Source organism: Micromonospora sp. NPDC049559 (assembly GCF_040676675.1).
GTDB lineage: Bacteria > Actinomycetota > Actinomycetes > Mycobacteriales > Micromonosporaceae > JBFAPK01.
Map to the genome: position 1 here is coordinate 67,312 of NZ_JBFAPK010000029.1, position 13,038 is coordinate 80,349.

The window sequence follows — 13,038 nt, forward strand, 5'->3', positions numbered from 1 at the left end:
AGGCCGTGTCCCGGCCGGCGGGACCGTGGCCCGTGCGACCCCGGTCGCACCGGCGCCCCGCCGGGCTGCCCTGCCCAGCTCCGGCGGGGTGCCGGAGCGGGCCAGGGCGAAAGAGACAGGGACGGCGAGATGCCGTCCCTGTCTGGAGTCGGTCGGCGGCGGGTCCGCCGCCACCGGATGGCGTCAGGCGGTCGCGGGCGGGTTCGTCTCGGCCGCACCGGTGTCGCCGGCGCCGGATCCGGTACGGGAACCGCCCGAGCGGCGCCGGCGCCGGCGGCGGGGCTTGGCCGTACCCTCGTCGTCGCCCGCCACCGTGGCCACGCTCGCCGCCGGCTGCTCGGCGTCGGCCGGTGCCGCCGTCTCGACGGCGCCGCCCTCCTCGGCCCCGGTCACGACCTGACCGCCGCGCCGACGTCGCCGCTGGCGCGGGGTACGGGCGACCTCCTCGGTCTCCTCGGCCTCCCCGGCCGGGGCGGTGCCGGCACGGCCTCCGGCGCGGCGGGGGCGGGACCGGCCACGCCCCTCGCCCCGGCGTCCGCCGCGGCTCGGGCTGCCCAGGTCCTCCTCGACCTCGGCCGAGAGGCCGGCGCGGGTGCGGTCGGCGCTCGGCAGGGTGCCCGTGACGTCGGTCGGGATGTCCAGGTCGGTGTAGAGGTGCGCCGAGGTGTGGTACGTCTCCGGCGGCTCGGGCATCTCCAGCCCCAGCGTCTTGTCGATGATCCGCCACCGGGGCATGTCGTCCCAGTCGACGAAGGTCACGGCGACGCCGGTGGCGCCGGCCCGGCCGGTACGCCCGATCCGGTGCGTGTAGGTGTCCTGGTCCTCGGGACAGTCGTAGTTGATCACGTGGGTCACGCCCGTGACGTCCAGCCCGCGGGCGGCGACGTCGGTGGCGACCAGGATGTCGATCTTTCCGGAGCGGAACGCCCGCAGCGCCCGTTCCCGGGCACCCTGGCCCAGGTCACCGTGGACCGCGGCGACCGCGAACCCGCGGAAGTCCAGGTCCTCGGCGACCCGGTCGGCCGCGCGCTTGGTACGCGTGAAGATCATCGTGAGGCCGCGCCCGTGTGCCTGCAGGATCCGGGCCACGATCTCGATCTTGTTCATCGAGTGGGTGCGGTAGACGAGCTGGCGGGTCAGCGGTGACGGGCCGGTCTCCGCGGTGTGCCCGGCGTGGATCGTCACGGGGTGGCGCAGGAAGCGCCGCGAGAGCGCGACGATCGGGTCCGGCATGGTCGCCGAGAAGAGCATGGTCTGCCGGTCCTCCGGCAGCATCGCCAGGATCTTCTCGACGTCGTCGAGGAAGCCGAGATCGAGCATCCGGTCCGCCTCGTCGAGGACCAGCGCGCGTACCCGGTCCAGGCGCAGGTGCTTCTGCTTCGCCAGGTCCATCAGTCGACCGGGCGTACCGACCAGGATCTCCACGCCGCGCCGCAGCGCGTCGACCTGCGGCTCGTACGCCACGCCGCCGTAGATCGGCAGGACGCGTACGCCCCGGGTGCGGCCGGCCGCCGCGAGGTCCTTGGCGACCTGCAGGCCCAGCTCCCGGGTCGGTACGACCACCAGCGCCTGGGGCAGGCCGTCGCCGCCCTCGGCGGGCGAGAAGACGCGCTCCAGCAGCGGAACGCCGAAGCCGAGCGTCTTGCCCGTACCGGTCGGCGCCTGGCCGATGAGGTCACTGCCGCGCAGCGCGATCGGCAGCGCGTACTCCTGGATGGCGAAGGCGCGGGTGATGCCGACGGCGGCCAGCGCCTCGACGGTCTCCTGCCGCGCGCCGAGATCCGCGAAGGTGGGCGCCTCGGGACGTACCGGCATGGTGCCGGTCGGTTCCGCGCCCGATGTGGTGCTGTCTTGGATGTGTTCGCTCATGTGATTGTGGGGGTGCCCTCTCGTGGTGCGCCCCGTCAGTCCATAGGGCGCGGTTTCGGTATGGCGCGGGCCACACGGTTCGACGGCGTGACGCCGAGATCGGACCGGGCCGCACGCGCGCCGCGGACAGGCAGGTCGAAGATGTCAAGTCCTGCGGCAACTGCTCCATGCTACCTGAGCCGGGCAGAAGCCGTCCCGACTCCGAACTCGCACCTGTCGCGCGGGGTGAGTCCGTGTGGCATTTCACACTTTCCGGCGGTCGCACCGCGCTGACCCCCTCGTCGATCTAGGGCAAATCCTTGTGGTTTGATCTCCAATCACGCGGATTTGCCCTAGATCGACGAGGCCCGTTATGTCGTGGGTAACCGTGGGCGTCCCGTCGGGGCGGTAACCTCCGGTCGTGCCCGCCCCCACCGCAGTGCCCGGCTCCGTCACCGACCTGCTGGGCCTGGTCGCCTACGGCGAACTGCTCGCCTTCGACCGGATCGCCGCCGACGCGCGGCTCGCACCGGACCTGCGCCGTCGCGCCCTGCTCAGCGAGATGGCCGCCAAGAAGATCGGCAGCTACCGGCGGCTCGCCGACCGCATCGTGGAACTCGGGGCGGACCCCGGTGCGGCCATGGCGGCGTACGTGGACGCGCTCCAGGCGTACCACGACTCGACCGAGCCGAAGGACTGGCTGGAGGCGGTGACCAAGGCGTACGTCGGGGACGCCATCGCCGACGACTTCTTCCGCGAGATCGCCGGATCGCTCGCCGAACCCGACCGGCGCCTCGTCCTCGACGTGCTGCACGACCCGCAGTACGACGAGTTCGCCGGAGGAGAGATCCGGGCGGCCATCGCGGCCGACCCGAAAGTCGCCAACCGGCTGTCGATGTGGGCCCGCCGGCTGGTCGGAGAGGGGCTCTCCCAGGCGGTACGGGTGGCGGGCGAGCGGGACGCCCTGACCGCCCTGGTCGTGGCCCGTACCGGCGGCGAGGTCTCGGAGTTGTTCACGCGGCTCACCACGGCACACACGTCCCGCATGGCCGCCGTGGGCCTGAACAACTGAACTGCTGTTTTGCTGCGCTCGTGCGCTTCGCGGCGCCTGAGAGGCGATCGTCCTTCGCCTGCGGGGCGCGACCGCTTCGCGGCGCGCTCCTCGGCTCAGGACGACGCCGGCGCCGCTACGCGCACTCGCTGGGGCGTCCTGCGCGCACGACGGGCTTCGCCCGCGTGTGCTCGGACGCGGGCCTCGCGGGCGCGCTCCTCGGCTTCGGGTGACGCCGGCGCCGCTGCGCTTGCTCGCTGAATCTCTGCGTTTGCTCGCTGGGGCCCGCCCGCGGCGGGTGGTGCCGCGGGCGGTGCGGGCGTGGCCGGCGGCCGGGGTCAGCGGGCGATGAAGCCGACCGCCCGCGGAGCGGCCTCGGCGATCTCCACGTAGGCGACCTTGCTGACCGGGACGATGACCCGACGACCCTTCTCGTCGGTCAGCATCAGGGTGCCCTGGTTGGCGATGGCGTCGGCGACGATCTGCTCGATCTCGGCCGGCGTCTGCCCGCTCTCCAACACCAGCTCACGTGGCGCGTACTGCACGCCGATCTTGACCTCCACTGGAGCCTCCTCAATTGGAGCGGAAACTGCGCCGTTGGGAAGGCTAGCCGATCGTGGCGGGCAACTGTCAGGCCGACTCGCTTTGTCACGTTCGGGTCGGTCTGTCACGATCGTCGTACCCCGGCGCCCCGGGTCCGGATTCGCCACACCGCCGTTCGCCGGGCCGCCGTCGTTCGCGCGGCCGGCGCCGGGTGCCTCGTGGTCCTCGCGCCGGTGCCGCAGCTGCGCGGGTACCGCCGCACGCAACGCGTGTGGCACGCCGTCGCCCCGCGCCGTCAGGCCGGCTCGCCCTGGAGTGGGAAGCTGGCGATGCCCCGCCAGGACAGGGCGCTCAGCAGGCTCTCCGCCTCGTCCTTCGGCACCTGACGGCCGCTGGCCAGCCAGAACTGGGCGGCGGTCTCGGCGGCACCGACCAGGCCGGAGGCGAGCAGTTCGGCGCGGGCCCGGCTGACGCCGGTGTCCGAGATGATGGTGTCGGTGATGGCGGCGATGCAGCCCTGCTCCACCCGCTCCACCCGCTCCCGTACGGCCGGCTCGTTGCGCAGGTCCGACTCGAAGACCAGCCGGAACGCCTCGCTCTCGTGGTCCACGAAGTCGAAGTACGCCCGGACGGCCCCGCTGACCCGGTCCTTGTTGTCGGTGGTGGCCGCCATCGCGCCGCGGACCTTCGCGACGATCGCGTCGCAGTGGGTGTCCAGCAGCGCCAGGTAGAGCTCCAGCTTCCCGGGGAAGTGCTGGTAGAGGACCGGCTTGGAGACGCCCGCCCGCTCGGCGATGTCGTCCATCGCGGCGGCGTGGTAACCCTGGGCGACGAACACCTCCTGAGCCGCGGCCAGCAACTGCTTCCGCCGCGCGGACCGGGGCAGCCGGGTGGGTCGGCCCGCCGTCTGTGCGCCGTTGCCCGCCACTGTCATCGGTACCTCCGAGTCAACCTCGCCCGCGTTCGACCTTGATCGAACCGATCGGACCCCATCGCCCGCTCGTCGAATTAGCCCGCCGCTGTAACTTATCGCCACTGTCACCACACGGTAGCCTCAGCGGGGGCGACCAAGGAGCGCACGGTGGACGAAACAGGGCAACCCGGGGCCGCCGCACCGGGTGAGAACGGCAACGGGGCAGGTCCGCAGGGGGACCAGGCCCGGCCGGCCAGTGGCTGGGAACCGGCCGGGGCCGGCTGGCCAAAGCCCGCCGCGGAACCCGGAGCCGAGCCGACCCGACCCAGCTGGGCACAACCGGCGACAGCGATTCCCACACCGGGATGGGCGGACGTGTCCGCGCGCTACGCCGACCTGCCGGCCCCGTTCCCGCCGGCGATACCGGCGCCGCAGACCCGGACGGCCAGCAACGGCCGGCAACCGGCCAACGGTGCCGGACGGGACGAGCGGCACGTCGCCGAGCCACCGCTGACGGCGGTACGCGCGCCCGCCAGCGGTCCGCCGTACCCGCAGGACGCGGAGCCGGACGAGCCGGTTCGGGACCGGCTCGCGGTGCCGGCACAGCGGCCCGCGCCGGCGAGTGAGCCGCCGGCCGAACGCCCCGCCGTCCAGGCGCCGCAGGCTGAGTCGTCGGAGAACGCGGAGGCGGCCCGGCACGCGTTCGACGAGTCCGCGCCGGCCGCCCCCGGGCAGCCGACCGAGCTGTCGCGGTGGCGGGAGCGGCTCCGCTCGGCCCCGGCCTCGGCGCCGCCGGCCAGCGCCACCCCGCCGGCGATACCGGCGCAGCCCGCCGCCGACGCGCGGCCGGGCGGGCCGGCCCAGCCGCCCGGGGAGGTTCCGGGCCGGCAGGAGTTCGAGGCGGGAGCGAACGTGCCGCCGGGGTTCCAGCCCGCCGGCCACGAACGACCCGGCGCGGAGCCCGCGCCCGGTCCGGGCGAGTCACCGGAGCCACCCCCGGGATTCCGGCCCGCCGAGCGCGAACCGGCGCCCGCGCGGGGCGGCCCCGAGCGGCCGGAGCGGAGCGAGCAGCCGGATCGCGCCCCCGTGAGCGCCGCCCCGGCCGAGGTCGAGCCCGCGCCCCGGGCCACCGGCGAGTGGGCCGCGAGCTGGGCGCCGTCCTGGTCCGCCGCCGCCGCGGAGGGCGGCGGGCGACGGAGCCGGGCGGACTGGGCGCCGCGCTGGGGCGATGCCCCACAGGGCCTGCCCGAGCCGCCATCCGCGCCCCCGGCGTACGGGGCGACCGCGGAGCCCCCGGGCTACCCCCGGCAGCCGGAATACGCGCCGGATCCGCACCAGCAGCCGGAGGAGCCGGCGTACGCGCCCGCGTCCGGTGGGCCGGCGTACCCGCCCGCCTCCGGTGGGCCGGCGTACCCGCAGCAGCCGGAGTACCCGCGACAGCCCGAACTCGCGGCCTATCCGGCGCAGCCCGAGGGGATCGCGTATCCGCCGCCCGCGGGCGGCCCCGGGGGCCATCCGTACCAGGGCGAGGCGCCCGGCTACCCGCCGGTCTCCGGCGGGCCCGCGTACCCGGCCCCGCGTGAGCCGGGCTACCCCGGCGCGCCCGCGTACCCCGGACCGCAGCCCCCGCAGCCCCCGCAGCGGCCGGCCGGGGAGCCCGTACCGCCGCCGGCCGCCCGGCCCGTCGAGCACGCCCCCGAGGCGCTGCCGCAGCGCGTACCGGCCGAGCCCGACGTGCCGACCGCGCCCGAGCCGCCGGCCGAGTCGGCCGCGGAGACCCCGGAACTGGCCCGGACCGCGACGCACCTGCGCCGCGAGGAGGCGCCCACCCCGGTACAGGACCGGCCGGAGGGCTTCGACGTCGAGGCGATCCTCGCGGCGGTCCGGGGGGTCGCCGGAGTGCGGGACGCCTCGCTGCGCAAGACCCCCGCCGGCGCGCACAGCCTGCGGCTGGACCTCTCCGACGGGGCGGATCCGGCCGAGGTCAGCCGGCACGTCGCCCGCCTGCTCCAGGAACGGATGGGGTTGGCCGCGGCGCCGCAGAACCTGCCCGGTGCCGAGGAGCAGAGCCCGCCGCCGGGGCCGCGCGCCGGTGCGGAGCGGCGGTCGGCCGACGCCCAGGCGCCCACCGCGCCGGCCCAGGACGCGTCGCGGCGACGTCGGGGCGCCGCGTCGCACCGAGGGCAGAGCGTGACCGAGGAGCGGACCGAGACGCGGGCCGCCCCGCCCGGCTCGCCCACCCCGGCCGGCCCGGTCGGGCCGTTCGCCGGCCACCCGGTCAAGGCGAACACGTCGTACTCGGGCAGCCAGGTCACCACCACGGAGTCGGCGCCCTCGCGGCCGCTGAACCCGGGGGGACCGCCCGGGCCCCGGGTCGTCCTCGACCACGTGCAGGTCAGCACGTTCGGCCTGGAGGCGACGGTCGAGGTACGGCTGATCGCCGGGGAGCTGGAGGCCGCGGGCCTGGCCACCGGTCCCGCGGTGGACGGGTACGTGCTGCGGCTCTGCGCGGTCTCCGCGGCGACGGCGATCGACAAGCTGCTGCGCACCTCGTCCCGCCTGACCGACCGGGGCCGCTGCTTCGTCGAGCACGCGGCGGTGGTGCCGTTCGGCAGCTGCGAGGTGGCGACCGTGGTGGTGCTCCTGGTCTGCGACGGCTGGGTCGAGCAGCTCGCCGGTTCGGCGCTGGTCGCGGGCGACCCGCGGCAGGCCGTGGTGCGGGCCACCCTCGCGGCCGTCAACCGCCGGCTGGAGGCGTTGCTGGCCTGACCCGTCCCCGCCCGCCGCGCCGGGTGCGTACCGTCAGTCCGCCGGTACGTACCGCGACGCGGGGCACACTTGATTCATGAAACGCGCGATTCTCGGGGCGGACGACCTCTTCCCGCTGGGGGCCGCGCCGCCACCCTGGCCGGGCCGTCCGGTGTTGCTCGACGGCTCGGTGGCCTACGTGCGGGACACCCCGGCGACCTCGCCCGGCGCCGAGCCCGCGCTCTACGTGCACGGGCTCGGCGGTTCGTCCCAGAACTGGACCGACCTCGCCGGCCTGCTCGCCGACCGGCTCGACGGGCAGGCCGTCGACCTGCCCGGATTCGGCCGTAGCGAGCCCGCGCGCCGGTACACGATCCCCGCCTTCGCGAACTGGCTGATCCGTTACATCGAGTACTCCGGGCGCGGCCCGGTGCACCTGTTCGGCAACTCGCTCGGCGGGGCGATCTCGGTACGGGTGGCGGGGCTCCGCCCGGACCTGGTACGCACCCTGACGCTGGTCTCGCCGGCGATGCCGTTCCTCGACCCGCGGCGCTCGTTGCAGGGGCGGATGGTGCCGCTGCTGGCGGTGCCGGGTGCCGTGCGGCTCGCCCAGCGGCAGCTGACCTCGGTCGCGCCGGAGGAGCAGGTCCGGCAGGTGATCGAGGCGTGCGTGGCCGACGTGAGCCGGATCAGCGAGCAGCGCCGCCGCGAGGCGATCGAGGAGATCCGGGTGCGCTACGACGTCGAGCACTACGCGTCCGCGTACCTCGCATCGCTGCGGGGGCTGGTGGCCAGCTTCGTCCGGGCGTACCTGCCGGGCTCCGGCTCGCTGTGGCGGATCGCCGGGCAGGTGCAGGCGCCGACGCTGGTCATCGGCGGCCGGCAGGACCGGGTGGTGGACATCCGGGTGGCGCCCCAGGTCGCCCGGGCCATCCCGGACAGCCGGCTGCTGATGCTCGACGTCGGACACGTGGCCCAGATGGAGCTGCCCCGTACCGTCGCCCGCGCCGTGGCGGCCCTGCTGGACGAGCCGCCCGCGCGCGGCACCGAGCCGGCGCGGCTGGCGCACACGATCGGCCGGCGTCCGGTGCAACCTTTCCGGCGGTTGGGGATCTCTTAGCCAGTGATGCAGAACTCGCCGCCGCCTCCGGGAGTTGATCCCGCCGGTACCCCTTCCGTCCGTGAGCGCCGTCGCCGGGCCCGGCGACGGCGCTCACGCTGGAGCGCCGCGCTCGCGGTCAGCCTGCTGGGGCTGGCCGGCGCGGTCGCCGTGGTCCAGATCGCGACCCGCACGGGCGCCGGGGCGCCCCGGGCCGGCGTGCTGGGGCTCGCGAGCGGCTCGCCCGGACCTCCGGGGCTCGCCGGCGGCGCCGAGCCGGCGATCGGCCGCGCCGAGCATCCGGCCGCCGCCGGTACCGGCGATCCGGCCGCCGGTGGTGCCACGCCGGCCCCGGGCGGGGTACCGGCGCCGGGCGCGACGCCGCTGCTGCGCCTGCCCGGACCCGTGCCGCAGCGCGGCGCCGGCAGCTTCCGGTACGGCGACGGGCCGGGCGAGGTGTTCGGGCGGGCCGGCGCGCTGCGGCGCTACCGGGTGGCGGTGGAGAACGGCGCGACCGAGGAGGTCGGAGTCTTCGCCGGCGCGGTCGACCGGGCGCTGTCCCATCCCGCTAGCTGGATCGGCAGCGGGCGGCTGCGGTTGCAGCGGGTGCCGGCCGGCGCCCCGTACGAGTTCACCGTCTACCTGGCCACCGCCCAGACGGCGCGGGTCATGTGTGCGGCCGGCGGGGTGGACATCCGGGTCGGGGGGCGGCCGTACACCTCCTGCCGCGCCCCGGGCAAGGTGATCATCAACCTGGACCGGTGGCGCGCCTCGGTGGACCACTTCGTCGCGGCCGGCATCCCGCTCGACACCTACCGTCTCTACGTGGTGAACCACGAGGTCGGGCACGAGCTGGGGCACCGCCACGAGCGCTGCCCGGGGCGGGGCCGGCCGGCGCCGGTGATGATGCAGCAGACGCTGTTCCTGAAGGGCTGCGCCGCCAACCCGTGGCCGTACCTCGACGGCGCCCGGTACGCCGGCCCGCCGCTGTGACCGGGCGGATTCCGCGACACCACCGAATCTGGTGATCCTTCACGTTCCGCGGCGAAGCCGGCGTGGCGCGGGTGCGACTCGTGCAGTCTGGGTTGGCCATGGGAGTACGTCCGTTCCGTCCGCGCCGTACCCGGTCCCGCCCGGACCGGGTCCGCGCGCTGCCGCGGCCCGGGCGCGCCGCCGCGCTGGTACTGCTGCTGCTCGTGGTCGGGCTGCTCGGCGTGGTCCTGCTGCACCGGGGCGTCGTGCCGGGGCAGCGCCCGCCGGCCCCGGCGACGACGGTGGCGCGGGGCGCCGAGCGGCCGTCCGGCGGGACCGGGGAGCGGGCGGCCGGTCCCGCGCGGGGCGGGCCGACCGCGCCGACCCGGGAGCGGGACAAGCCGACCGCGCCGACCCGGGAGCGGGGCGGGCCGACCGCGCCGACCCTGGAACGGGACGAGCCGACGGGATCGGCCCGGGAGGGCGGCGGACCGGACGACGGCGCGGCCAACCCCGACATCGGGGGTGCCGGGGTCGAACCGCCGGTGCGCGGGCCGGGCACGTTCGGGTACGCCACCGGCCGGGGTCCGATCCTCGGTACGGCCGGTACGCTGCACCGCTTCCACGTGGCCACCGAGGACGACACCGGCCAGGAGCCGGCCGGCTTCGCCGATGCGGTCGAGGAGATCCTCGGCGACTCGCGGAGCTGGATCGCGTCGGAGCAGGTCCGGTTCCAGCGGGTGCCCCCGGCGGTCGCCGCCGAGTTCACCGTCTACCTCGCCACCCCGGCCACCTCGGAGCGGATGTGCGCCGAGGGGGGCCTGGAGACCGAGGGGTTCACCTCGTGCCGGCTGCCCGGCCAGGTCGTGATCAATCTTGCCCGCTGGTTCGGCGCGATCCCGGAGTACGGCGCCCCGCTCGGGGTCTACCAGGCGTACGCGGTCAACCACGAGGTCGGGCACGAGCTGGGCGAGGGGCACGAGGAGTGCCCGGGCGAGGGCCGGCCGGCGCCGGTGATGCAGCAGCAGACGTACGGGCTGGAGGGCTGCCTGGCCAACCCCTGGCCGTACCCGGACGGGCGGCGCTACAGCGGCCCGCCGGTGTCCTGACCGGCCAGCGCCGTCGCGGTCGTTCCCGGTTCCACCTGCCGGATGGGTGTCCCACCTCATGGTCGAACGCCGATCGGTCGAGCAACAATGGCCCGGGTACACCACAGTCGTAACGCTCAGCCTCCCCGGCTGAGCGAGAATTCGGAACCGGGGAGTCCATCGTGCCGTTGCCCCCGCTCGTCGAGCCCGCCGCCGAGCTGACCGTTGACGAGATCCGTCGGTATTCGCGCCACCTGATCATCCCGGACGTGGGGGTCGAGGGGCAGAAACGGTTGAAGAACGCCCGCGTCCTCTGCGTGGGCGCCGGTGGCCTCGGCTCGCCGGCATTGATGTACCTGGCCGCGGCTGGCATCGGGACGCTCGGCATCGTCGAGTTCGACACCGTCGACGAGTCGAACCTGCAGCGTCAGATCATCCACGGCCAGTCGGACATCGGCCGGCCCAAGGCCGAGTCGGCCGCCGCCAGCATCCGGGAGATCAACCCGCTGGTCAACGTGGTGATCCACGACACCGCGCTGGACCGCGACAACGTACGCGAGATCTTCTCCCAGTACGACCTGATCGTTGACGGTACCGACAACTTCGCCACCCGGTACCTGGTGAACGACGCGGCCGTGCTGCTCGGCAAGCCGTACGTCTGGGGCTCGATCTACCGCTTCGACGGGCAGGCGTCGGTCTTCTGGGCCGAGCACGGTCCGTGCTACCGCTGCCTCTACCCGGAGCCGCCGCCGCCCGGCATGGTCCCGTCCTGCGCCGAGGGTGGCGTGCTCGGCGTGCTCTGCGCCTCGATCGGTTCGATCCAGGTCACCGAGGCGATCAAGCTGCTCACCGGCATCGGCGAGCCGCTGGTCGGCGGGCTGATGGTCTACGACGCGCTGGAGATGTCGTACCGGAAGATCAAGGTCCGCAAGGACCCGGACTGCGCGCTGTGCGGGTCGAACCCGACCGTGACCGACCTGCTGGAGGACTACGAGGACTTCTGCGGCGCGGTCTCGCCGGAGGCCGAGGCGGCGGTGGTCTCCTCGACGATCACGGCGCGGGAGCTGAAGGACTGGACCGACGCCGGCAAGGACTTCTTCCTGGTCGACGTCCGCGAGCCGGCCGAGTACGAGATCGTCAGCATTCCGGGCGCCACGCTGATCCCCAAGGGCGACATCCTCTCCGGCGAGGCGCTGGCCCGGCTGCCGCAGGACCGGCAGATCGTGCTGCACTGCAAGTCGGGCGTCCGCTCGGCCGAGGCGCTGGCCGCGGTCAAGGCCGCCGGCTTCCGCGACGCCGTGCACGTCCAGGGCGGCATCCTCTCCTGGATCAAGACGGTCGACCCGTCGCTGCCTGAGTACTGAGCCGTCCCCGAACACGCCGTCCCCGAACACCGGGTCGTCGACGCGGGGTCCCTTCCCAACGGAAGGGGCCCCGCGTCGACGTGGACCGGCGGTGGGGCTCAGGCGAGCAGACCGGCGGCGACCGGCAGGCGACCCCGCTCCGGCCCGGTCAGCCCCGCAGGTGGCCGTCGCCGGTCACCACGTACTTCGTCGAGGTCAGCTCCGGCAGGCCCATGGGGCCGCGCGCGTGCAGCTTCTGGGTGGAGATGCCGATCTCGGCCCCGAAGCCGAACTCGCCGCCGTCGGTGAAGCGGGTCGACGCGTTCACCATCACGGCCGCCGCGTCGACCCGGGCCACGAACTCGCGCGCCGCCGCGACCGAGTCGGTGACGATCGCCTCGGTGTGCCCGGTGCCGTACCGGCGGATGTGCTCGACCGCCGCGGCGAGCGAGCCGACGACGGCGGCCGAGATGTCCGCGGAGAGGTACTCGGTGCCCCAGTCCTCCTCGGTGGCCGGCACGACGGCCGCGGAGTGGGCGGCCACCTCGGGCGAGCCGTGCACGGTGACGCCGGCCTCGGCGAGCGCGGCCAGCACCCGGGGCAGGAAGGCGTCGGCGACGTCGGCGTGCACCAGCAGCGACTCGGCGGTGTTGCAGGTCGACAGGCGCTGGGTCTTGGAGTTGAGCACGACCGCCAGCGCCTTGTCGAGGTCGGCGGCGGCGTCCACGTAGACGTGGCAGTTGCCGACACCCGTCTCGATCACCGGCACCGTCGACTCCTCGACCACGGTACGGATCAGCGAGGCGCCGCCGCGCGGGATCAGCACGTCGACCAGGCCGCGGGCGCGCATCAGCTCCTTGACCGAGTCGCGGGAACTGGCGTCGAGCAGCTGCACCGCGTCCGCCGGCAGGCCGGCGCCGGCGACCGCGTCCCGGAGCACCTCGACCAGCGCCGCGTTGGAGCGCGCGGCCGACGACGAGCCGCGCAGCAGCGCCGCGTTGCCCGACTTCAGGCAGATGCCGGCGGCGTCGACGGTGACGTTGGGGCGCGCCTCGTAGATGATCCCGACCACCCCGAACGGCACCCGGATCTGCCGCAGCTCCAGGCCGTTCGGCAGGGTCGTGCCGCGGACCACCTCGCCGACCGGGTCGGCGAGCGCGGCCATCTCCCGCAGCGCGTCGGCGATGCCGGCGACCCGCGCCTCGCTCAGCGCGAGCCGGTCCAGGATCGCGGCGGAGAGGCCGTTCTCGCGGCCGGCGTCGAGGTCTTCCGCGTTGGCCGCCAGGATCTCCGGCGTACGGGCGACCAGCGCGTCCGCCATCGCGTGCAGCGCCCGGTCCTTGGTGGCCCGGGTGGCGGTGGCCAGCGCGCTCGCCGCCTCGCGGGCTCGCCGCGCCTGCTCGGTGACGCTCATCTTGAGCTCCTCTGGGTGT

Annotated in this window: 10 protein-coding genes; 6 read left to right on the forward strand and 4 right to left on the reverse strand. The window is 75.0% G+C overall.

Going from position 1 to position 13,038, the window contains the following annotated elements; all coding sequences use genetic code 11:
• Positions 1-183 precede the first annotated feature (183 nt).
• Complete coding sequence (locus AB0J86_RS26855; RefSeq protein WP_363860385.1) at positions 184-1,869, reverse strand: DEAD/DEAH box helicase; 1,686 nt, start codon at positions 1,867-1,869, stop codon at positions 184-186.
• Positions 1,870-2,269: 400 nt separating this feature from the next.
• Here AB0J86_RS26855 and AB0J86_RS26860 point away from each other — a divergent pair, with 400 nt between their 5' ends.
• Positions 2,270-2,920 (forward strand): ferritin-like fold-containing protein, encoded by a 651-nt coding sequence (locus AB0J86_RS26860; RefSeq protein WP_363860386.1) that lies wholly within the window; start codon positions 2,270-2,272, stop codon positions 2,918-2,920.
• A gap of 317 nt (positions 2,921-3,237) precedes the next feature.
• Here AB0J86_RS26860 and AB0J86_RS26865 read toward each other — a convergent pair whose 3' ends face one another.
• A complete protein-coding gene (locus AB0J86_RS26865) occupies positions 3,238-3,462 on the reverse strand; it encodes a DUF3107 domain-containing protein (protein WP_363860387.1) in 225 nt (74 codons plus the stop codon).
• A gap of 275 nt (positions 3,463-3,737) precedes the next feature.
• Complete coding sequence (locus AB0J86_RS26870; protein ID WP_363860388.1) at positions 3,738-4,376, reverse strand: TetR/AcrR family transcriptional regulator; 639 nt, start codon at positions 4,374-4,376, stop codon at positions 3,738-3,740.
• A gap of 354 nt (positions 4,377-4,730) precedes the next feature.
• On the opposite strand from AB0J86_RS26870, the gene AB0J86_RS26875 reads away from it, so the two are divergent.
• The 5 genes from AB0J86_RS26875 to moeZ all read left to right on the forward strand — a co-directional run bounded on the left by AB0J86_RS26875 (position 4,731) and on the right by moeZ (position 11,626).
• On the forward strand, positions 4,731-7,124 hold the full coding sequence (locus AB0J86_RS26875; RefSeq protein ID WP_363860389.1) for a hypothetical protein: 2,394 nt from the start codon (positions 4,731-4,733) through the stop codon (positions 7,122-7,124).
• Positions 7,125-7,200: 76 nt separating this feature from the next.
• Positions 7,201-8,223, forward strand: coding sequence for an alpha/beta hydrolase (locus AB0J86_RS26880; RefSeq protein WP_363860390.1), 1,023 nt, complete (start codon positions 7,201-7,203; stop codon positions 8,221-8,223).
• 6 nt (positions 8,224-8,229) lie between these two features.
• Positions 8,230-9,195 (forward strand): DUF3152 domain-containing protein, encoded by a 966-nt coding sequence (locus AB0J86_RS26885; RefSeq protein ID WP_363860391.1) that lies wholly within the window; start codon positions 8,230-8,232, stop codon positions 9,193-9,195.
• A 98-nt stretch (positions 9,196-9,293) separates the two neighbouring features.
• Positions 9,294-10,283: a DUF3152 domain-containing protein gene (locus AB0J86_RS26890; RefSeq protein ID WP_363860392.1), complete on the forward strand. Its 990-nt coding sequence runs from the start codon at positions 9,294-9,296 to the stop codon at positions 10,281-10,283.
• A gap of 161 nt (positions 10,284-10,444) precedes the next feature.
• Positions 10,445-11,626, forward strand: a complete 1,182-nt coding sequence (gene moeZ, locus AB0J86_RS26895) for an adenylyltransferase/sulfurtransferase MoeZ (protein WP_363860393.1) — start codon at positions 10,445-10,447, stop codon at positions 11,624-11,626.
• A gap of 148 nt (positions 11,627-11,774) precedes the next feature.
• Here moeZ and AB0J86_RS26900 read toward each other — a convergent pair whose 3' ends face one another.
• Positions 11,775-13,019, reverse strand: a complete 1,245-nt coding sequence (locus AB0J86_RS26900) for a glutamate-5-semialdehyde dehydrogenase (RefSeq protein WP_363860394.1) — start codon at positions 13,017-13,019, stop codon at positions 11,775-11,777.
• Positions 13,020-13,038 lie beyond the last annotated feature (19 nt).